18 protein-coding genes are annotated in these 21,762 nt (G+C 64.1%); 5 read left to right on the plus strand and 13 right to left on the minus strand.

The window, feature by feature from the left end:
- Positions 1–32: 32 nt before the first annotated feature.
- The 13 genes from J1G37_RS03785 to J1G37_RS03845 form a co-directional block, all read right to left on the minus strand.
- Entirely contained in the window at positions 33–5,759 is a 5,727-nt protein-coding gene (locus tag J1G37_RS03785; protein ID WP_207040247.1) for a putative Ig domain-containing protein, read from the minus strand.
- A gap of 119 nt (positions 5,760–5,878) precedes the next feature.
- Positions 5,879–6,397, minus strand: coding sequence for a GNAT family N-acetyltransferase (locus J1G37_RS03790; protein WP_207040248.1), 519 nt, complete (start codon positions 6,395–6,397; stop codon positions 5,879–5,881).
- Between the two features lie 8 nt (positions 6,398–6,405).
- Positions 6,406–6,957: a tail fiber protein gene (locus J1G37_RS03795; protein ID WP_207040249.1), complete on the minus strand. Its 552-nt coding sequence runs from the start codon at positions 6,955–6,957 to the stop codon at positions 6,406–6,408.
- 26 nt (positions 6,958–6,983) lie between these two features.
- Positions 6,984–7,556 carry a tail fiber protein gene (locus J1G37_RS03800; RefSeq protein ID WP_207040250.1) on the minus strand — a complete coding sequence of 191 codons (573 nt, stop codon included), beginning with the start codon at positions 7,554–7,556 and terminating at the stop codon, positions 6,984–6,986.
- A 37-nt stretch (positions 7,557–7,593) separates the two neighbouring features.
- Positions 7,594–8,142 (minus strand): tail fiber protein, encoded by a 549-nt coding sequence (locus tag J1G37_RS03805; RefSeq protein WP_207040251.1) that lies wholly within the window; start codon positions 8,140–8,142, stop codon positions 7,594–7,596.
- Between the two features lie 169 nt (positions 8,143–8,311).
- Positions 8,312–8,899, minus strand: coding sequence for a mobile mystery protein B (locus tag J1G37_RS03810; RefSeq protein WP_207040252.1), 588 nt, complete (start codon positions 8,897–8,899; stop codon positions 8,312–8,314).
- A complete protein-coding gene (locus J1G37_RS03815) occupies positions 8,890–9,354 on the minus strand; it encodes a helix-turn-helix domain-containing protein (protein ID WP_207040253.1) in 465 nt (154 codons plus the stop codon). Before J1G37_RS03815 ends, J1G37_RS03810 begins: the two co-directional genes overlap by 10 nt.
- A gap of 165 nt (positions 9,355–9,519) precedes the next feature.
- The gene (locus J1G37_RS03820) at positions 9,520–10,452 is read right to left on the minus strand and encodes a phosphatidate cytidylyltransferase (RefSeq protein ID WP_207040254.1); all 933 of its coding nucleotides are present in this window, start codon (positions 10,450–10,452) and stop codon (positions 9,520–9,522) included.
- 1 nt (position 10,453) lies between these two features.
- On the minus strand, positions 10,454–11,074 hold the full coding sequence (locus tag J1G37_RS03825) for a lysophospholipid acyltransferase family protein (RefSeq protein WP_124527013.1): 621 nt from the start codon (positions 11,072–11,074) through the stop codon (positions 10,454–10,456).
- A 9-nt stretch (positions 11,075–11,083) separates the two neighbouring features.
- Positions 11,084–11,527, minus strand: a complete 444-nt coding sequence (locus J1G37_RS03830; protein WP_207040255.1) for a hypothetical protein — start codon at positions 11,525–11,527, stop codon at positions 11,084–11,086.
- Positions 11,517–12,815 (minus strand): phosphatase PAP2/dual specificity phosphatase family protein, encoded by a 1,299-nt coding sequence (locus tag J1G37_RS03835; protein ID WP_207040256.1) that lies wholly within the window; start codon positions 12,813–12,815, stop codon positions 11,517–11,519. The genes J1G37_RS03830 and J1G37_RS03835 overlap by 11 nt, the downstream gene beginning before the upstream one ends.
- A gap of 2 nt (positions 12,816–12,817) precedes the next feature.
- Positions 12,818–14,566, minus strand: coding sequence for a bifunctional alpha/beta hydrolase/class I SAM-dependent methyltransferase (locus J1G37_RS03840; RefSeq protein WP_207040257.1), 1,749 nt, complete (start codon positions 14,564–14,566; stop codon positions 12,818–12,820).
- Positions 14,567–14,576: 10 nt separating this feature from the next.
- On the minus strand, positions 14,577–15,194 hold the full coding sequence (locus J1G37_RS03845) for a CDP-alcohol phosphatidyltransferase family protein (RefSeq protein WP_017737609.1): 618 nt from the start codon (positions 15,192–15,194) through the stop codon (positions 14,577–14,579).
- A gap of 332 nt (positions 15,195–15,526) precedes the next feature.
- Between J1G37_RS03845 and J1G37_RS03850 the strand changes: the two genes are divergently transcribed.
- The 5 genes from J1G37_RS03850 (at position 15,527) to J1G37_RS03870 (ending at position 21,705) form a co-directional block, all read left to right on the plus strand.
- Complete coding sequence (locus tag J1G37_RS03850; RefSeq protein WP_207040258.1) at positions 15,527–17,431, plus strand: protease modulator HflK; 1,905 nt, start codon at positions 15,527–15,529, stop codon at positions 17,429–17,431.
- Positions 17,432–17,443: 12 nt separating this feature from the next.
- A complete protein-coding gene (locus J1G37_RS03855) occupies positions 17,444–18,433 on the plus strand; it encodes a protease modulator HflC (protein WP_207040259.1) in 990 nt (329 codons plus the stop codon).
- A complete protein-coding gene (locus J1G37_RS03860; protein WP_207040260.1) occupies positions 18,430–19,464 on the plus strand; it encodes a protease modulator HflK in 1,035 nt (344 codons plus the stop codon). Before J1G37_RS03855 ends, J1G37_RS03860 begins: the two co-directional genes overlap by 4 nt.
- On the plus strand, positions 19,461–21,347 hold the full coding sequence (locus J1G37_RS03865; RefSeq protein ID WP_207040261.1) for a cation-translocating P-type ATPase: 1,887 nt from the start codon (positions 19,461–19,463) through the stop codon (positions 21,345–21,347). The genes J1G37_RS03860 and J1G37_RS03865 overlap by 4 nt, the downstream gene beginning before the upstream one ends.
- A gap of 106 nt (positions 21,348–21,453) precedes the next feature.
- Positions 21,454–21,705 carry a hypothetical protein gene (locus tag J1G37_RS03870; RefSeq protein ID WP_207040262.1) on the plus strand — a complete coding sequence of 84 codons (252 nt, stop codon included), beginning with the start codon at positions 21,454–21,456 and terminating at the stop codon, positions 21,703–21,705.
- Positions 21,706–21,762: the final 57 nt, after the last annotated feature.

Raw genomic sequence — 21,762 nt, forward strand, 5'->3', positions numbered from 1 at the left:
GCACGGCGCCAGGGCTGGCGCCGTCGATAGCCTTAAAACTTGCCGTTGACGCCGATACGGAACGAATCGTTGCGCTCGTCACTGCCCAAGGCCGTTTTGTACGAGAAGCCCATCTGCCAGGCGCGCCCGAGGTTGAAGTCCAGGCCCAGGTCGAGATTGGCAAAGTCGCTGTCCAGCGGGTCGGGCTTGAGCCGGTAGAGCAGGCCGTCCTCGCCCTGGTCGGTGTAGCGCATCTTGTAATCGCTGCTGCCGCTGAAGTTGTGGCCCCAGGCCAGGCCGATCTTGGGCGTCATCACTCCGAGGCGGGTCGCCACGTCATAACCCGTACGCAAGCCGAGGAATGAGGTGACGTTCTGTTGGCGCTGCTCCTCGTATGACAACCCATAGATGCCACCGCCTCGTTCGCGGAAGGCGTCCAGGCGTGTAGTACTGGCGTTCAAGCGGCCGTAAGGCGTGAGCGACAGCGGGCCTTGGCGGTACTCGTAGCTGGTGGTCAGCGAGGCGAACAACTGGTCGGCATCCCGCGAACCACGTGCGTAGTCGTCGTTGCTGCCGGTGATGTAGCGCCGCGAATCGAAGCTGATGCGGTTGTAGCCCAGCAAGCCATCGACGAACACCTGGGAAGCCGGGTTGAGGCTCAGGTATGTGGCGATGCCGAGGGCGTCGCCGTCGCTGCGGGTCTTGTTGTCACCGATGTCGCTGCGGTCGTTGCTATAGCCGAAGCCGATACCGGCTATTGCAGTTGGCGACAGGCGGTAATCCACCCCGGCACTCAGGCCCATGGTGGTGAAGCTGTTGTCGCGCGCGCCACGGGCGTGGGTGGAACCGTTGTTGATAAAACCGTCGCTCCAGTAGGCAATGTCGTCTTGCTTGCAGCCTTCTTCAACCTCGGCGGCGGTCTTTCTTTTTTCCTCATCGGTGCTGTTGGCCGAGCCGCCCAGGTGCTGGGTCACGGCGCTGGCGACTTCCTGCAAGGGCACGTCCTTGCCGTCCTTCTTCACGCTGGCATTGAACGAATTGCGGTTGCAGGACACTTGGTGCAACTGCTCCAGGCGACGGTTGAAGTTGTCCATCTGCGTGCTGGCAAAGCGTTCGGCGGCACGGGTCTGGGCGTTGAGCAGGCCGATTACGTCCGCATCCTTGGTCGGGTCCGGGCGGGCGGCGATGATAAAACTCACCGAACTTGTCGCGATGGAGCCACTGCCGTTCTCCAGGCTGAAGCTGACAATCGCCGTGCCGGCAAAGGCCGCCGACGGTACGAAACGCATGGAGAACGCGCCAACCCGGGTCGCGCGGCCGGCCGACGCCGGGGTGACGGTGCCCACGGTCGCCTGGGTGAATGGGCCGCCGCTGGCGCCTTGCGTCAGGTCGACGGTTGCCGATTGCCCGGCGGCGAGGACTTGGCTGGAGGGCGCTACGTTGATCGGCATGGCGGCGATGTTGAATGTGTAGGCCTGCAAACCGGTGGCGCCGTTGGCGTCGGTCACCGTGATGGTCACGTTCGCCGCCTGGGTATTGGTGGGCGTACCGCTGAGCACACCGCTGCTGGCGTTCAGGCTCATGCCGGGCGGCAGACTGCCGCTGCTGACGCTGTAGGTGTAAGGCGCGGTGCCGCCCGCAGCGCTGAGGGTGGTGCTATAGGGAGTACCTGCCATGCCGGCGCCCAGCGACGCCGGGGTTACCAGCAAGGTCGGCGCGGTGACGGCCAGTGTGACGGTGGCCGGGCTGGACGTGCCGCTGCTGTTGGTAGCGGTGTAGGTGAAGCTGTCCGCACCGGAATACCCCGCCGTCGGGGTATAGGTGATGCCGGTGCCGCTGGCCGTGGCGGTGCCATGGCTCGGTGCGCTGGCGACGGCAACGCTGGTGGCCGCACCGCCGCTGAGGTTAAGGGTGATCGCATTGGCACCGCTGTTGGCGGCGACGGTGGCACTGTTCGCCCCGGCGATGGGCGCGGCGACGTTGACGGCCCCGGAGTAGGCACGCGAACCGGTGGCGCCGTTGGCGTCGGTGACGGTCACGGTGAAGGTGTATGGGCCGGCAGCCGTGGGGGTGCCGCTGAGGGTGCCAGTGGATGAGTTCAGAGTGACGCCCGCTGGCGTTGCGCCGCTACTGATGCTGTAGCTGTAGGGCGCGGTGCCGCCGCTCGCACTGAGGGTGGTGGCGAAGGTGACGTTTGCCGTGGCAGCCCCCAACCCCGTCGGAGCGATGCCAAGGGTGGGTGCGCTGATCGTGATGGCCACCGGCGCCGGGCTGGACGTGCCGCTGCTGTTGGTGGCGGTGTAGGTGAAGCTGTCCGTACCGGAATATCCCGCCGTCGGGGTATAGGTGATGCCGGCGCCGCTGGCCGTGGCGGTGCCATGGCTCGGCGCGCTGGCGACGGCCACGCTGGTGGCCGCACCGCCGCTGAGGTTGAGGGTGATCGCGTTGGCACCGCTGTTGGCGGCGACGCTGGCGCTGAGCGCCCCGGCGATCGGCGCGGCGACGTTGACGGCCCCGGAGTAGGCGCGCGAACCGGTGGCGCCGTTGGCGTCGGTGACGGTTACGGTGAAGTTGTACGGGCCGGCCGCAGTAGGCGTGCCGCTGAGGGTGCCGGTCGCGGTGTTCAGGGCCATGCCAGTCGGCACGCTGCCGCCGGTGATGCTGTAGGCATAGGGCGCGGTGCCGTTGCTCGCACTCAGGGTGGTGCTGAAGGCGACGCTTGCCGTGGCAGCGCTCAAGACCGTCGGGCTGATGCCGATGGACGGTGCGCTGATGGTGATGGCAACGGTCGCCGGGCTGGACGTGCCGGTGCTGTTGGAGGCGGTGTAGGTGAAGCTGTCCGCACCGGAATACCCGGCTGTCGGTGTATAGCGGATGCCGGTGCCGCTGGCCGTGGCGGTGCCATGGCTAGGGACGCTGGCGACCGCAACGCTGGTGGCCGCGCCACCGCTGAGGTTGAGAGTGATCGGGTTGGCGCTGCTGTTGGCTGCGACGGTGGCACTGAGCGCTCCCGCGATGGGCAGTGGGGCCTGGATTATCCCGGAGTAGGTGCGCGAACCGGTGGCGCCGTTGGCGTCGGTGACGGTCACGGTGAAGGTGTACGGGCCGGGGACGAGGGGCGTGCCGCTGAGGGTGCCGGTCGCTGTGTTCAGGCTAATGCCCGGTGGAAGGCTGCCGCTGCTGATGGCATAGCTATAAGGCGCGGTGCCGCCGCTGGCACTGACGGTGGTATTGAAGGCGACGTTTGGCGTGGCAGCCGGCAACGCCGACGGGCTGATGCCGATGGTCGGTGCGCCGATCGTGACGGTCACGGTCGCCGGGCTGGACGTGCCGCTGCTGTTGGTGGCGGTGTAGGTAAAGCTGTCTGCACCGGAATACCCCGCCGTCGGGGTGTAGGTGATGCTGGTACCGCTGGCCGTGGCGGTGCCATGGCTGGGCGCGCTGGCGACTGCAACGCTGCTGGCCGCGCTGCCGCTGATGTTGAGGGTGATCGGGTTGGCGCTGCTGTTGGCTGCGACGATGGCACTGACCGCTCCGGCAACGGGGGGCACCGCGTTGATGGTGAAGCTATAGGACCGTGCCGCTGTCGAGACGGGGGTGCCAGCGTCGGCAGCCGTCACCGTGAAGTTGAAATTGCCGCTGACAGTGGGGGTGCCGCTGAGGGCGCCGGCAGAACTCAGGCTCAAGCCAGTGGGCAGGCTGCCGCTGGAGACAGTGTAGGTATAGGGCGCGAGACTGCCGCTGGCGCTGATGGTCTGGCTATAAGCGCTGCCTATCGTCCCGTTGGGCAAAGAGAGCGGGCTGATGCTGATGGTTGGCGCCGCCACGGTAACGCTCACAGTGGCCGGGCTGGACGTGCCGCTGGCGTTGGTGGCGGTGTAGGTAAAGCTGTCCACGCCGTTATAACCCGCCGTCGGGGTATAGGTGATGCTGGTGCCGCTGGCGGTAGCGGTGCCATGGCTGGCCGCGCTGGCCACCGCGACACTGGTGGCGGTCCCGCCGTTGATGATGAGGGCGACCGAGTTGGCACTGCTGTTGGCCGCGACCGTGATATTCAGCGGCGCGGCGATGGGTGGGCCGGCGCTGACTGTTCCGCTGTAGGTGCGCCCTGCGGTTGCCCCGTAGGTGTCGGTGACGGTGACGGTGAAGTTGTAGGCCCCGGGTACGCTCGGCGTGCCACTGAGGAGACCCGTCGACGTATTCACGGACAGGCCTGCGGGCAATGCGCCGGACGTGATGGCGTAGCTGTAGGGCGCAGTACCGCCGCTGGCACCGAGGGCGACACTGTAGGCGACGTTTGCCGCTGGGGCAGTCAGGACAGACGGGGTAATGCTCAGGGTCGGTGCATTCACCGTGAGCGTCACGGTGGCCGGGCTGGACGTGCCGCTGGCGTTGGTGGCGGTGTAGGTAAAGCTGTCTGCACCGGAATACCCCGCCGTCGGGGTGTAGGTGATGCTGGTACCGCTGGCCGTGGCGGTGCCATGGCTGGCCGCGCTGGCGATGGCGACGCTGGTGGCCGCGCCGCCACTGAGGTTGAGGGTGATCGGGTTGGCGCTGCTATTGGCGGCAACCGTGACACTGACCGCCCCGGCGTTAGGCGCGCCGGGGCTGACGGTCACGCTGTAGGCGCGTGAGCCGGATGCGCTGTTGGCGTCGGTGGCGGTCACGCTGAAGTTGTATGTGCCAGCCAGGGTCGGGGTGCCACTGAGGGTGCCGCCACTGCTCAGGCTCAAGCCTGCGGGCAGAGCGCCGGAAGTAAAGGTGTAGCTGTAGGGCGCACTGCCGCCGGTCGCACTGAGGCTGGTTGTGTAGGCGACGTTGGCAGTCGGGTTGGGCAGGGTCGTTGGGGTAATGCTGATGGTCGGCGCGGCGCTGATCGTGAAGCTGTAGGCGCGTGCTCCTGTCACGCCGTTGGCGTCGGTGGCGGTCACGGTGATGTTGTACGTGCCGCTGGCGGTGGGGGTGCCACTGAGGGTGCCGCCACTGCTCAGGCTCAAACCTGCGGGCAGGGCGCCGCTGGTGATGGCGAAGGTATAAGGTGCGGCACCGCCGCTGGCGGTGATCGTCTGGGTGCTATACGCGGTGTTCTGCGCACCGTTGGGCAGCGTGGTCGGGCCGACGCTGACGGTGGGCGTGGCGTAGGTGTAGCCATTGGTGAGGGTCGCCGTACCGCCGGGCGTGGTCACAACCACATTCACCGCGCCCGCAGCGTGGGCCGGCGTGGTGGCCGTGATAGAGGTGGCGCTGGTGACGGTAAACGCCGTGGCCGCAGTGCCACCAAGGCTGACGCTGGTGGCGCCGGTCAGGTTGGTGCCGGTCAAGGTGACCGAGGTGCCCCCAGCGGTGCTGCCGGTATTTGGCGAGACCGCAGTCAGGGTCGGCACGCCGCCGCTTGTGACGACCAGGGTGTAGAACGCCACACCCGCGTCCTGGTTATTGTCATTGAGCGAAATCGCGAACGTATAGGTCCCCGCCGTGGTGGGTGCGCCACGCAAATGGGTGGTCGAGCTGTTGGGCGATGCATCGAGTACCAGCCCGTCGGGCAAGCATTTCTCTTCACCCGTATACAGTGGGTCTGAGGCGTCGCACTCGGCCCATTGGTCCAGGGGCATCGAACCACCGCTAGAGGTGATGGTGATATTCATCGACTGGCCCACCGCTACGGACGGCAAGGTGCTGCCAGTCACCGGACTTGTGATCGTCGGGGCCGCCGCCAGGGCCTGGGTGGCCATGGGCAGGGTCGCCAGCAACAGCAAGACTGACGCCAGTCTGCGTGCCATCCGGGCACCACGGGTGGTGAGCATTGTGATCATGTGTGGGCTTCCTGCCGTACGACCCGTTGGGGTTCGTGTCCAGTTGAAATGTCGATGAGTGTCGCGTCACCATTTATGCCACTTTGCTACTCCAGGACCGGGCGCGCGGGTCGCGTCATCTGCGTGTAAATACCGGCGTCGCCGCAGGCGCTGAAGCCGAGCCGGTGGTACAAACGGCGGGCCGGACTGCCTTGTTCGACGCTCAGGGAACAGGATCGGTGGGCCGAATCGGCCTGGGACAGCACCCACTGCAACAGGTCCGTGCCTATGCCCTTGCCGTGCCAGGCGGGCAGCAGTGCGATATCAACCACGCGCACATCCTCCGGTGTGTGGTGCACACACAGCCGACCTATCGGGATGCCAGCTTGCTCAATGATCAAGAAGTCCGCCGATGCGTAGTGCTTTTCGTAATGCTGGCGCTGCAACTGCTCCTGAGCGTGCAGGAACGTTCGGCGCTGGGCGTCACTCCAGCCCGGCACACGGCTGACTTCGGCCCAGCGCCGAGCCACGAACAGCGTCTGCAAGAAGACCAGGTCATCCCCGGTTTGCACGCGCAGCCCGGCGCTACAGCCCTGGGGCCATGTGGATAACAACGTGCCAGCCATCGGCATCGTCACGGCTTTACGGGGTATTCGCCGTAGAGGCAAATGCAGTAGGCCAAGGTCAGGAACGGTTGCAGTGTGCTGCGTGCCACAGTGCTGCCCGCCGCCAGTTCCCCGGCTGAGCCAATGGTGCCGGCAGCCAGCGTCGGGCCTCCAGCAACCGGCACCGTGTTGTTGTACAGGCGCAAATTGCGTGGCTGGGCCAGATACGCGGTGCTGTTCGGCGTGTCCAGGGAGGCCGAGGCTTCGCTGCCATCCTTCACCTGCACGGTATGGCTATGCCCGGCAATATTGGCCGGTTGCAGTGTCACCTGATCAGCTCCGGCAATGTTGCCGATGGGGCGTGGCGTGAGCCCGATGCCATTGCCCGCACCCATCGCCGCACGGCCATTGAGATTGGGCAGGTTGAAGGTTTGCCCGGGTGTACCGCCGTAGGTGTTAGCGATGACCGAGTAAAGCACGGTGTTTTGCTGAACCTGTAAGGTTGAACCGTCGCAAAGCGCCCAGTTCATTGGTGCGAAATTGAACGGGAACAGTCGGATTTCGCCGGTGAAAGCATCCATGATCGGTCGCTCCTGAGGGAAGAGGGTTACGGCCGAGTCGGGTAGATGCCCGACAGGCAGATGATGTAATTGATGGCCAGTGAACCCATCAAGTTGGTGTGCGGCACGGCCACGGGTGTGCCTGACGCGGTGTCGAGGAAATTCGGGTTCAGGCTGACGGCGGCCACGGTCCCGGTCCCCGCGCTGTACAGGCCCTTGACCAGGCCTGCAGGGGTGAACTGGCCGAAGGTCTGGCTGGAAGGCAGTACAGGGGCGGGCGGTTCAGGCGTCGCCGAGGTTGCGACGGTGCTGCTGACTACAAAGTCATGAGTGTGAGGCGGCGTGTTGGCCGCCACCAGGGTCACGGCTTCGACGCCAGTGGCCTGGCCGAGCACTCGTGGCGTCAGGCTGGGGCCGGTGCCTTTGCCGATGGGCAGTCGGCCGCGGTAGTCCGGCAGGCCGAAATCGGTCATGCCGTTGCCGCCATAGACGGTACCCAACAGCGTGAACAAGGCCGGGTTAGCATCGACGGACTGTAGCGAACCGTCGCATATCGCCCAACCTTGTGGCGCGTAGTTGCCGGCAAACATGCGGATTTCTCCGAGGAAAGCTTCAGACATTTCAGTTTCCTTACTTGCGAGTCTGTAGAGGAGGCAGCTATGGGCGGGGCGGGTAGATTCCGCTGGTCGCGATGCAGAAACAGCCGACCACCGAGGGCTGCATATTCTGTATCGGGGTACCTGGAGTGGGAACGACCGTGGCACTGTTCAAGGGCACCAGGGTCGAACCGGCGGCGGTGACATAAGTGGACCGTGAGACCACGGCCGCGGCGTTCGAACACACGGCCGGAATGCCGCCCGCAGGGCTGGCGTTGCTGCCAGCGCTGTCAGAAACATGTGTGCCGTGGGTATGTTTGACGAGGGTGTTGGTGCCTAGCGCGACCGTTTCTGAACCACCGAAACTGCCCAGGGGATGGACGCCGATGGGCGGGCTCACGGAAGCTACGAAATTTTGCCCCAGGGCGGTACGGCCACGCAGGTCCGGCAAAGCGAAGGTGGTTCTGCCATCGCCGCCATAGCGATTACCCAATAGAGAGGCCAGGGCAACATAGTTGCTGAACTGCAGGATCTGGCCTTCGCAAGGCAGCCAGCCGGAAGGCGCCCAGGCCCAAGGAAACAGACGGATTTCGCCAACAAATGGGTCCATGTTTTTCATCCTTGAAAAATTATTGGCGCCGGAAATCTGCCCGTCCTATCGGGTGGTAAACGGCGTGTTTATCCACAATAAGCGCATGTGAATTTAATACGCAAATATTATTTTTTGACGCCATAGAACTTTCGCGCCAAAGCGTTGTCATGCGTTTTCATTGGGTGAATCAGCTGCGTACAAAAGCCAATAAAAGGCCGTAGTCATTGGCATCTGCGGCGCGCAGCGCTTGGATATAGCGCTGGCGTACTTCGTTTACCGTCACCAGGTTGCCGCGCCCCCAGGAAAACGGTGCGAGACCACATTGTCTCAGCAGGCAGTCGGTTATCAGGCGGGCATGTCGGCCATTGCCATTTGGGAAGGCGTGTAACCACACCAGTTGGTGATGAAAGCGCACGGCGACTTCTTCTGGCGGGAAAACGCCGTGTTCCAGCCAGTACGTAACGTTGTCGAGGAGTTGGCGTAAATTAACGGCGATCTTCGTCCAATCGCAGCCGATGTTCTTGTCGGACTTGCGAAAAGTCCCTGCCCACTTCCAGGTATCGCTGAACATTTTCGCGTGCAACTCGCGGCAGAAGTGCCCGTTAAGCACATCTAGTTTCTTCTGGCGGCCAATCCACAGGGTCGCTTTGAGGATGTTTTGCGCTTCCCATTCGTCCAACGCGCCTTGAGTCGCGATATGTCTGGGTTTCAGGCCGGCCATCTCTTCCGGGTCCAGGGGCGTCTGGCCTGGCTTGAGTTGCAGTTCTATCGCCATAAGCGCGCCCATGAGCCATCGAGCAGTTCTTTACGACGTTCATCAATTTGGCGTTGGATGAAAGCGTCCGATGGGCGTTGATCCTCAAGACTCATGGAGTGTGCTACACCGAGAATTTCTTGCTTTGCCAACAGCTCGGCGCGGTCTTCGATCACTTCGTGCAGGGGTTTCTTGGGCACAAGGCCATAGACGAGTTCGCAGTCCAGCGCTGCGGCGAGTTTTCTGAGTTGCGCGAGTGAAATCCGATCCTCGGCTTCGGAGCGCTCTGATTTGGTCAAGGTCACTGACGATATGCCGGCGATTTCGGCCTGTGCACGTAACGAGCGGCCAAGCGACTCCCTGATTGAACGCAGCCAGCCACCGGGCGGAACCGAGGCGCCTTTGACGGTAGTGAAAGGCTCAATGGCTCGTTCCACTTGAGAGAGGCGCAGCTTATAGAGATTGGAAGTACCCACGGCGGATTACCTTATGAAAGCCTATAGGCTTTCAATATTGCAATAAATGTAAGCCTATAGGTATACAAATAATCAATAAAAGTAAGCCTATAAGCAAACAAAATACCTAATTTTGTTTGCTTATAGGCTTTTAGATTGATTCAGTTTGTTAATTTGAAACGCGGCTCAGGTCCACCAGTACCGCACCAGATGAAAGAAAATCGGCGCCGCAAAACACACCGAGTCCAACCGATCCAGCATCCCGCCATGCCCTTCGATCATATGCCCCCAATCCTTCACACCCCGGTCGCGCTTGATCGCCGACATCACGATGCCGCCAGCAAACCCCAGGAGGTTGATCAACAGCGCAATCAAGAACGACTGCCACGGGTTGAACGGTGTGGTCCACCACAGCGCCGCGCCGATCAGGGATGACAGCAGAATTCCGCCGACAAAACCTTCCACGGTTTTGGATGGCGAGAGGTTGGGCGCGATCTTGTGTTTACCGAACAACTTCCCACAGACGTACTGGAGCACGTCCGACAGTTGCACCACGATCACCAGGTAGGCAATCAGCAGCAGGTTGCGGCCTTCGTAGCCGGGGATGTCGAGGGTCAGCAGGGCGGGCACGAAGGACACGCAGAACACCGCGATCATCAGGCCCCACTGCACTTTCGAGGCACGTTCCAGGAAGTGCGTGCTGTCGCCGCCCAGGGACGCGAGGATCGGCAGCAGCAGGAACACGTACACCGGGATGAAGATCGAGAACAGCCCGTACCAGTCGGCGAAGATCAGCAGGTACTGCAACGGCAGCGCCAGGTAGAACGCGGCCACCAGCGCCGGGTAGTCGCTGCGGCGGGTAGGGGTGAGGGTGAGGAATTCGCGCAGGGCGTAGAACGACACCGCGTAGAACAGCAGGATCACCGCTCCCGTGCCGAGCCAGAAGGCGATGCCGATCACCACCACCATCACCCACCAGGCGTTGATGCGCGCGTTGAGGTTGTCGATCACTGCGTTGGGCGTGCCACGGGTGCGCAGTTTGAGGATCAGGCCGATCAGCGAGGCGAGCACCAGAATCGCGCCGATGCCGCCGAACAGCATTATGGTCTGGCTGTGCATATCAGGAATGCTCCGGGGCAAGGGCGAGCAGGGCGTCGCGGGTACGGGCGAGGAAGGCGGCTTTGTCTTCGCCTTCTTCCAGGTGCAACGGCGCGCCAAAGCTGGTGGTGCACAACAAAGGCAGCGGCAATACGCGGCCCTTGGGCATGACCCGGTTGAGGTTGGCTATCCACACGGGCACCAGTTCGGCCTGTGGGTAACTTTTTGCCAGGTGGTAGAGGCCGCTTTTGAATGGCAGCAGGCCGTCTTCCAGGTTGCGCGTGCCCTCGGGAAACAGGATCAGCGAGTCGCCGCCTTCCAGCGCGGCCAGCATGGGCTGCAACGGGTTATCCACAGGGTCCTTGCGCTCACGGTCGATCAGCACGCCGTTGAACACGCGGTTGATGATGTAGCGGCGCAGAGCGCTCTTGCTCCAGTAATCGCTGCCGGCTACCGGGCGCGTGAACTTGCGCAGGTTCTGCGGCAACGAGGCCCACAGCAGCACGAAGTCGCCGTGGCTGCTGTGGTTGGCGAAGTAGATGCGCTGCACCGGCACCGGCGCGCAGCCGAGCCACAGGCTGCGGGCGCCGGTGACGGTGCGGGCCATGGAGGTTATCAGCGTGGCGACCACGGGTTCGAACATGGGGGTTCCTTATCCGGCGAAAGGCAGCCAAGGGCTGGCGAGGATTACGCTGAGGGTCAGCAGCGCTTGCGCGCCCAGCAGCCAGGCTTGTTTGCGCAGCAGTTTGAGGGCGCCGCGACGGCGCTCGGTCCACGGCCGGCCGGCGCGCTTGGGCGCTTGCAGGCCGAGGGTTTGCAGGGCCTGGTCGAGGTCGGCGGTGCGTTCGGTATCGCGGGCGAGCAGGGCGAACAGATCGGCATCGAAAGCCACGCGCAGCGCCCAGTATTTTTGCAGCAGGCCGAGGACAATCATCCACAGGCTGAGCAGCAGGCAGATTGGCGTAATACTGGCCATCAACAGTTGGGCCAGGCCGAACAGGACGCCGAGCAGCGTCAGGCCTGTGGATAACTGATCCAGCGAACGGCCACGGCGCAGCAGGCTGGCAACGACCTGGAGTTCCATATCAGCGGGCATGAGGCAAACCCTCCAAAGCTTCACGGTGAGCGGGGTGCAGGACCACATCAGTCCGCGCTGTACGAATAGTAGTCAGCGCAGCTTCTACCGTCGCGGCACGTCCTGTATGCAGCAACCACGCGGCAACCGCCGTCGCGCTGCGGGAGTAGCCGAGGGCGCAGCACACCAGTAGCGGGCCATTGGAACGCAAGCGCTCGATGGCTTGCGCGGCGTGCAGGCATTCGGCGGGCGTCGGCGCGATCAGGTCCAGCACGGGGAAGGATTGATAGGCGCGGCCTTGTGGATCAATCGGCAATTCGGCGCAGAGATCGACGATGGCCTTGAAGGGCTCCTGCTCGCGAATTGTAGGAATACGCCCAAGCCAGACGTTATCCACAATCAGGTCGGGTTGTGGATGTTTGCGTGTCCACAGGCGCGAATTGATCCAGGCCGCAGCCAGATACGGCGCATACAGCCAGCGCGCGGCGGGCGTCAGTCGACCGTCAGCGCGTTTCTGAAAGCCCGCTGCGCCCAGCACAAAGTAGTTCGCCTTGATCAAGGCCAGGGCAACCGCCGGCCACAGTAGCCACAGCCAGGCGCCGCCCATGACAAACGCCAAGACCGCCAAGACCAAAGCCCCCAGGCCGTAACGTACGCCCAGTTGCCAGCGTTTGCGGTCCCGCGTCAGTGAACCATTCAGCAGCGGGCTGGGATGCTCCACCGGCCACAACCACACACACATCCACCCCGCGAGGGCGCCTGTGGGTAAGTCGATAAAGTGATGTTGATAAGTGGTCAGCACCGAAATACCGATCAAGGCGAACCAGCCGTGCACCAGCCAGCGCCACACACCCTGGGTATGGCGCTGGTACATGACCCACAGGATCACCAGCAGGGCGATATGCAGCGACGGCGCCTGGTTGAACGGTTTGTCGAACCCGGCCAGCACGGCAAACAGCCAGCCGAACACGCCGTCCAACTCCGGCCGTTCGAAGGTGAAACGTAGCGGCCAGATCAGGAAGCAGCTCACGGCAATAAGCTGCGCAGAGAGCAGCCGCAACGCGTGCTGCTTCAGCTCATGCCGGGTGTTGGGCAGCAGCAGGGAGAACCCGTAGAGCAAGTCGATGGACCAATAGGGCACGATGGTCCACGCCCAGAAGGGCATTTGGGTTTCCCAGCCGAACACCATCGTGCCAACGTCGCTGCGCTGGCTGGTGACCCAGGTGGCAAAGCCGTAGGTGCTGAAAAACAGCGGCGCCAACAGCAGCAGCCACAGGAACGCGGGTTTCAATAAGCCGGGTTCGCGCATGCTCAGATCTTCTGTGCCAGGGACACGGTAAAGATGCCCCACTCATCCACACGCTGGGTGATCTTGCGAAAGCCCGCCGCCTCGACCAGTTGATCCATTTCCGCCTGGCTGCGCCGGCGCATGACCCAGGCCTGGCCCTGGCGATGGCTGGTCAGGGCGCGGGCGATTAGTTCCAGCTGCGGGTGCCACGGTTGCCCGGTGTAGACCAGATAGCCACCGGGCTCCACCGCTTCGGCAAGGCCGGCCAGCGAGCCGCCGACCATGGCGTTATCGGCAAACAACTCATACAGCCCGGACACCACGGCCAGCGTCGGCTTGGGTTCCAGCGCCGCCAGGTCCGCACGGTCAAACGCATCGCCTTTGACGAATTGGGCGATATCCCCCAGGCCTTTTTCGCGGATCAGCGCACCACCGTCACGCACGTTGATGTCGCTGTAGTCGCGCAGCAGGATTGATTCCGGCAGCGGCGACACACCCTGCAAGGCTTCCAGGATGTAGCGCCCGTGGCCGGCGGCGATGTCGACGATGCGCACTTCGCGATCATCCCCACGCAACTTGGCCATGGCCAGGCGCAGCAATTCCTCGACGTTCAGCTTGCGCTGGCGAATGCCGCGCCAGCCGATGGAGTTGAGGTAGTTGGTGTCGATCATCCGCCCCAGCCCGCCTTTGCCGGTGGGCTTGTTGCGGTACACGTAGTCGAGGGTGCTGCCGGAGTCGAAGCCGGTGTCGAAGCCCAGCTTCACACCGTCCGACAGGTTCTTGCCCAAGCCCATGCTGGCGCGGGTCAGGCGCCAGTAGAGGTCGCGCAGGGAGTTGCGTGGCAGCGGCGCGGCGAGGGCTTCGGATTCGGCGCAGGTGGCGCCGATCTTGTCGGCGTCGAGCAGCGAGGCGCGGTCCAGCGGGTGGGCGAAGTTTTGCAGGATAAAGCGCTTGGCGCTGCTCACGGCGGTGGCGCGGTCACGTTCGCCGAGGGTGTCGTGGAAAAAGCCGGGGAGGATATGCAGCTCTTTTTTCAGGCTGCCGAGGCGGTCGAAAAATTGCTGCTGGGGTTTGCGATGCACCACGAAGTCGGAGCCGGAGACCAGCAACTGGGTCGGCACCTGGATCGCCTGGGCATCGGCGACAACCCGGTCGGCGGCTTCGTACAGGCCGAGCAGCACATTCACCGAGATCGCCTTGGTAATCAGCGGGTCGCTGTCGTAGGACGCCACGCGTTCCGGGTCATGGCTGAGGAACTTGGCTTTTACATAACTGTTGACGAAAAAGTTGCCACGAAACTTGCGCATCAACGCCAGGCCCGGGCGGGCGAAGGGCACGTAGAGCTTGACCTTGAACGCTGGGGAGGCGAGCACCAGGGCGCGGATCTTCGGCGCGTAGTCGTGCACCCAGGTGGCCGCGATCACCGCGCCGACGCTTTGTGCGATGACCGCGAAGTTTTCTTCTTCAATGCCGTAAGTGGCGCCGATGTGGTCGCAAAAGGTCTGCACATCGCGGGCGCTGGTGGCGAAACTGGGGCTGTCGCCGCGCTCGCCGGGGGATTGGCCATGGCCGCGGGCGTCCCAGGCGAAGAAGTCGAACTGCGGCAGGTCCAGCTCATCCACCAGGTGCGCAATCCGCCCCGAATGCTCGTGGCCGCGATGGAACAACACGATGGCCTTGCGCGGCCCGTCGTTCGCAGTGGCCGGCCAGTGGCGGTAGAACAGCTCGACGCCATCGTGGGTGCTGAAGGTGTGTGCTTGTTGTTCACGCATCGCAAAATCCTTATGCAGAAGGGGAAGTCGGTTCTTTGAGACCTTGGCGCACTCGATTGACCAGGGTGTAGGCGAGCAGGGCGGCCACCAGCCACATCACCCCGTCCACCCAGCCTGCGCCCAACCAGCCCAGGGCCACGCCGGTGGCCAGCACGCCGAGCACAAAGGCGCGGTCACTCTTGCCCATTGGCCCGTCGTAGCGGCGGGATGCGCCGACCATCGGCCCGAGCACCCCGGCGTATTCACTGAACACCGCCAGCAATGCCACCAGCAGCACCGGCGCCAGGCTCACGCCGGGGATCAGCGCAAACGGCAGGATCAGCGCGCTGTCGGCGATCACGTCGCACAGTTCATTGAGGTAGGCGCCCAGGCGCGACTGCTGGCCGAATTCCCGGGCGAGCATGCCGTCGATGGCGTTGAGGGCCATGCGCAGGATCATCCACAGCGGGATCAGCGCAAACAGCCACAGGTGGTGGGCGAAGCTGGCGATCAACAGGCCCACCAGCAGGGAGATCACGCCGGCGAGCACGGTGATCTGGTTGGCGGTGGTGCCGTTGTCGTAGAGGCGCTGCACGAGGGGGCGCAGCAGGTTTTGAAAACGCGGCTTGAGCTGATAGATCGAAATCATGGGAGGTGACGCTTCCTTGTCCGTGGACCCGCGAAAAACTGGTTTGGAGTGTGCCGCTTAATCTTGGGCTGCACCAGTGATGGCTCGTGTTTATGGGGGCTTGGTCACGCTCCCGAGCACAACGAGGTACAGAGGTGGTAGTGATCAATGTGGGAGCTGGCTTGCCTGCGATTGAATCACCTCGGTTTTGCTGGAAGACCGAGTTGTCAGCATCGCAGGCAAGCCAGCTCCCACAGGGATCGGTGGTCGGGTTCGAAAGCTGCATTCAGCGGACAAAAATTTCACGCCCCGTGTTATATCGTAACTAATTGTGTGCGAATGAGCGTGTTGGGATGCAAGTGGATCTAGAAGCTGACGGCGCTTCGGTAGAGGGCCTGCCGCGTTTTCAGCAAGGGCTGTTCCATGCCCGTCGATTGCGCCAGGCCGGTATCAGCCTGACCGCTATAGCCGTGTGCGGCTGGGTGCTGGCGCTGTTTGTTGCGCTGTTTGCGCCGCTGTCGATCTGGCCGGTGGTGTTGATCAACTGTGCCTCGGCGCTGCTGTTGCTGGTGGCCGGTTTGCAATCAGCGTGGTGGGTCGCCGATTGGCGCGCCCAGGCGCTGGAAGAGCCGCCGCAGGAAGCCCCCGTAGAAGACACCGGCCGTTACGCGCGCCTGGCCGGGCGCTTCGGCAAGCAGATTGGCACCCCGGTGTTGTGGCTCGGCGGTTGGGCGCTGCTGGCGCTGATCAGCATTGTCGAGTTCTGGAACCTGGCATTGCCCGCAGCGCCCGTCGGGCAATCCGCGAGCATCGGTGCCGCGCTGGCCTTGGCGCTGGCGTTCGGCTTGCTGGTGTTCGAACGCCGCCTCGCCCAGGAAACCGCCGCGCAATGGCCGGAAGCCTCGCAACTGGCGCAATTGAGCCGGGTGGCGATTATCTGCCTGTTGATCAGCGCGATTTGCCTGCTGTTTGCGGGTGCTGAATCGGTCTGGCCGTTGCGCCTGGCGGTGTTGATCGGTCTGCTGCCAGCGCTGGTCGCCGTGGAGTTTTTATTAAGAGCTGTTCTTTCACTGTTCAGCCCGCGCCAGCCACGCCTTGAACCGCGCCTGATGGCGCAAAGCTTTATCGCCGGGTTGCTGCGCTGGCCGCCACAACCCTTGCTCGCCTTGCAGCACGAATTGCACAACCGCTTCGGTATCGACCTGCGTCAGATCTGGGCGTTTACCTACATGCGTCGGGCGTTTCTGCCGGTGTTGTTGGTGGTGCTGGCGGTAGGCTGGGCGCTGACCGGTGTGCACGAAGTACCTCTGCAAGGGCGTGGGATTTATGAGCGCTTCGGTAAACCCGTCGAGGTGTTCGGCCCCGGCCTGCATGCCGGTTTGCCGTGGCCGCTGGGTCGTGTGATCAACGTGGAAAACGGCGTGGTGCATGAGTTGGCCACCAGTGTCAGCGAAGCCGCCGCACCGGAGTTGGCCGCCGCCGAAGGCCCGGCGCCGTTGATCGCCAACCGCCTGTGGGACGCCAGCCATGTGAATGACAAATCCCAGGTCATTGCCAGCAGCAGCGGCGACAAGCAGAGCTTCCAGATCGTCAACATGGATGTGCGTTTCGTTTACCGCATCGGCCTTACCGACCACGCCGCGCTCGCCGCCACCTATAACAGCGCGGATGTGCCGACCCTGATCCGCAGCACCGCCAGCCGCATCCTGGTCCACGACTTTGCCTCGCGCACCCTCGACGAATTGCTCGGCGAGCAGCGCACGAGCCTCGCCGACGAGATCGGCCGCGCCGTGCAAGCCGACTTGCACAGCCTCGACAGCGGCGTGGAAATCCTCGCCACCGTCGTTGAAGCGATCCACCCCCCGGCCGGCGCTGCCAACGCCTACCACGGCGTGCAAGCCGCGCAGATCGGTGCGCAGGCACTGATCTCCCGCGAGCGCGGCGCGGCCAGCGAGCAAACCAACCTGGCGTTGCTGCAAGCCAGCACCGCCCGCGACCGGGCCACGGCCACGGCGCGCGAAGTGAATGCCGGCGCCCAAGCGGCCGACCTGCGTTTTGCCGCCGAACAAAAGGCCTACGCCACCGCTGGCAAAGCCTTCGTGCTGGAGCAGTACCTCGGCCAACTCAGCCAGGGCCTGGCCCACGCCAAGCTGCTGATTCTGGATCATCGCCTGGGCGCCGACAGTGCGCCGACGATCGATCTGCGTTCTTTTACCTTGCCGGCCGATCCGTCGCTGCCGCGCAAAGCCGTTCAATAAGGAGTCGGTCTGTTGAGCGCTCATTCTCACGATCACGGTCATCATCATGGCCATCACCACCACCATCATCACGGTGACGAGCAAGCGGCCGGCCCATTTCCTTGGCGGCGCATGGCCTGGGCGGCGTTGCTGGTTTTGTTTGCGGTCGCGGCGGCGAGCCTGGTGCAAGTGCGCTCCGGCGAAGCCACGGTGATTACCCGTTTCGGCAACCCGGCGCGGGTGCTGTTGGAACCGGGCCTGGGCTGGCGCTGGCCGGCGCCGTTCGAAGCGGCGATCCCAGTGGACTTGCGCCTGCGCACCACTTCCAGCGGCTTGCAGGACGTGGGCACCCGCGATGGCCTGCGCATCATCGTGCAGGCCTACGTGGCGTGGCAGGTGCAGGGCGATGCCGACAATGTGCAGCGCTTTATGCGCGCGGTGCAAAACCAGCCGGATGAAGCGGCGCGGCAGATCCGTACCTTTGTCGGCTCGGCGCTGGAAACCACGGCGGCCAGCTTTGACCTGTCGAGCCTGATCAACACCGATGCCAGCCAGGTACGCATCGCCGATTTCGAGGCGCAGTTGCGCCAGCAGATTGATCAACAATTGCTCACCACGTATGGCGTGCGCGTGGCCCAGGTCGGTATCGAACGGCTGACCTTGCCGTCGGTGACGCTCACCGCCACCGTCGACCGCATGCGCGCCGAGCGCGAGACCATCGCCACCGAACGCACCGCCGTGGGCAAGCGTGAAGCGGCGCAGATCCGCTCTGCCGCCGAGCGCGACGCGCGCATCGTGCAGGCCGATGCCACGGTGAAAGCCGCCGACATCGAAGCGCAATCGCGGGTCGAAGCCGCGCAGATCTACGGCCGCGCCTACGCCGGCAATCCGCAGCTGTATAACCTGCTGCGTTCGCTGGATACCTTGGGCACGGTGGTCACGCCGGGCACCAAGATCATCCTGCGCACCGACGCCGCGCCGTTCCGTGCGTTGGTGGATGGGCCCAAGGACGCCCAGCCATGAACGAGCGTGACAGCCCGGACAGCCCGTGGATCCAGGCCGGGCGCCTGACCTTCATGGCGCTGTACGCGGTGACCGTGTTGGCGGCGTTGGCCTGGGCGTTTTCCAATGTGCGCCAGATCGACCCGCAGAACCGCGCCGTGGTCCTGCACTTCGGCGCCCTCGACCGTATCCAGAACGCTGGCTTGCTGCTGGCCTGGCCGCAACCGTTCGAACAGGTGGTGTTGCTGCCGGCGGCCGACCGCGTGATCGAACGGCGGGTGGAGAACCTGCTGCGTTCCGAGGCAGCGATCCAGGCCGACCGCGTGGCCAGTTTCGCCACGCCGTTGAGCGATGCCCTGGCCGGCTCCGGTTACCTGCTGACCGGCGATGCCGGCGTGGTGCAGCTGGATGTGCGGGTGTTCTACAAGGTCACCGAGCCTTACGCGTTTGTGTTGCAAGGCGCGCATGTGTTGCCCGCCCTGGATCGCCTGGTGACGCGCAGTGCCGTGGCACTCACGGCGGCCCGCGACTTGGACACGATCCTGGTGGCGCGCCCCGAACTGATCGGCACCGACAACGGCGCCGCCGAACGCCGCGAACGCTTGCGTGGTGATCTGGTGCAGGGCATCAACAAGCGCCTTGCCGAGTTGACCTCGACGGGCTTGGGCTTGGGTATCGAAGTCACTCGCGTGGATGTGCAATCAAGCCTGCCGAGCCCGGCGGTGAATGCCTTCAACGCCGTGCTGACCGCCAGCCAACAGGCCGACAAAGCCGTGGCCAATGCGCGCACCGACGCCGAAAAACTCACCCAGGCCGCTACCCAGCAGGCCGACCGCGTGGTGCAAGTCGCCCACGCCAAGGCCAGCGAGCGGTTGGCCGATGCCCAGGCGCAAACCGCCACGGTCGCCAGCCTCGCCCAAGTCAAAGACCCGGGCTTGCTGCTGCGCCTGTACCGCGAACGCCTGCCGAAGATTCTCGGCCAGGCCGGTTCCGTGACCACGGTCGATCCTAAAGACGACTCCCGCTTGATCATTCAGGGAGCCGAACAATGAGCGCACCCATGCTGACCTCCGCCGAGCAGCGCAGCGCTGCGCGGCAATTGACTCTGGCCATGTTGGCCCTTGGGTTGCTGGTGTTGGGCCTGGTGTGGCGCTGGCTGGCCCCAGATCAGACCGGCGTGAGCCAGTTGTTGCTGGGTGTCGCGTCGCTCTTGGTGGCGGTGCCGGTGATGCGTTCGGCGTGGTACAGCCTGCGTTTTCCCAGCCTGCATGGCATCACCGACCAACTAATCGCCCTGGCCATGCTCGGCGCCTGGGCCACCGGTGATCTGCTGACCGCGGCGCTGTTGCCAATCATCATGATCTTCGGCCACGTGCTCGAAGAGCGCAGCGTGATCGGCTCCCAGGAAGCGATTCACGCCCTCGGCAAACTGACCCGCAGCCACGCACGCTTGGTGCAGGCCGACGGCAGCATTGTCGAGGTGGACAACGGCACGCTGCACACCGGCGATGTCGTCGAAGTGCGCGCCGGTGACCGTGTGCCCGCCGATGGCGTGGTGCTGTCCGGGCAGGCCAGCCTGGACACGGCGCCGATCACCGGGGAGTCGGTGCCGCTGGAAGCGAGTGTGGGCGTGCAGGTGTTTGGCGGGGCGATCAACCTCGACGGCCTGCTGCGCCTGGAGGTGACCCGCACTGGCAATGAATCGACCTTGGGCAAAGTCATCGCGCTGATGCAGAACGCCGAGCGCTCCAAGCCGCCGATCACGCGGCTGCTGGAGCGTTACGCCGGCAGTTATATGGTGTTGGTGTTGTTGCTGGCGGCGGTCACCTGGTTTGTCACCAACGATGCGCAGGCGATGCTGGCGGTGTTGGTGGCGGCGTGCCCGTGTGCGCTGGTGTTGTCGGCGCCGGCCACGGCGATTGCCGGGATTGCGGTCGCGGCGCGCCATGGGATTCTGATTCGCAGCTCGGCGTTCCTGGAGGAGCTGGCGGACTTGACCTCGCTGGTCGTGGACAAGACCGGCACCCTGACCTTCGGCACCCTGCGCCTGCAATCCATCGAAACCACCGCGCCGGATCGGCAGGGCTTGCTCAACCTGGCGGCCAGCCTCGGTTCGGCCAGCAGCCACCCGGTCAGCCGGGCGTTGGCGGGGTTGGCCACGCAGGAACAACGGCTGGTGCTGACGGACATTCGTGAGCGCCAGGGCCTTGGTGTGGTGGCGCACACCGCGCAGGGCGAAGCGGCGCTGGGGCGGCCGGAGTTGTTCGAGCAACTGGGGATTGTCACAACCACAGTCCCGAACCACGACGGCCCGATTGCCGGGCTGGCGCTGGACGGGCAGTTCCTCGCCTGGCTGCTGCTGGCCGACAGCGTCAAACCCGAAGCCCGCCAGGCGCTGCAAGAGCTGCGCGACCTTGGCCTGGGCCGTCAGCTGCTGCTCACCGGCGACCGCCAAAGCGTCGCCGACAGCCTGGCGCTGGACGTGGGCATCAGCGACGTCGAGGCGCAGGCGTTGCCGGAAGACAAGCTCAACCGCGTGCTGGGGGAGATCGGCAGCGGTTTCCGCCCTATGGTGGTGGGCGACGGCATCAACGATTCCCTGGCGCTCAAGGCCGGCGTGGTCGGCGTGGCCATGGGCGCGGGCGGCGCGGATATCGCGCTGGCCTCGGCGGACGTGGTGCTGATCGGCAGCGACCTGCGGCGCTTGGGCACCTGTGTGCGCTTGAGTCGCCAGTGCCGGCAGACATTGCAGGTCAATGTGATTATCGGCCTGGGCTGGACGCTGGCCATCGTCGTGTTCGCAGCCTTTGGCTGGCTGGGCGCCGCCGGGGCCATGATTGCGGCGGTGTTGCATAACCTCAGCACCCTGCTGGTACTGGGTAATGCCGGGCGTTTGCTGCGCTTTCAGGAGCCTTTGTCGAAGCTCGAAGAATAAATTTTCGCGGGTGTTGTAACGCCAGCCGGGGACCTCTCTCTAGTGGTGTGTCGAGACTGAACAATCCGTTCAGACCGACACCCCTACTGTTATGAGGAATACAACAATGAACATCAAAAACGCCGTTTCCGGTGCTGCCCTGGCTATCGCTGCCGCCACTATGTTTGCCGGTGTCGCCACCCAGGTACAGGCTGCCGATGCGAATGTTCACTGCTACGGCGTGACCTCCTGCAAAGGCATGAACGACTGCAAGACCGCTGAAAACGCCTGCAAAGGCCAGGCTGTCTGCAAGGGCCACGGCTTCAAGGCCATGACCAAGGCCGCGTGCGATGCGGCTGGCGGCAAAGTCGGCGAGTAACCGAGTGCACCCGCAGCGGTTGCCTACCGCCGCTGCGGACACTTTGCCCAGGAGTGT

This window comes from Pseudomonas sp. Marseille-Q1929 (genome assembly GCF_017316265.1).
Lineage (GTDB): Bacteria > Pseudomonadota > Gammaproteobacteria > Pseudomonadales > Pseudomonadaceae > Aquipseudomonas.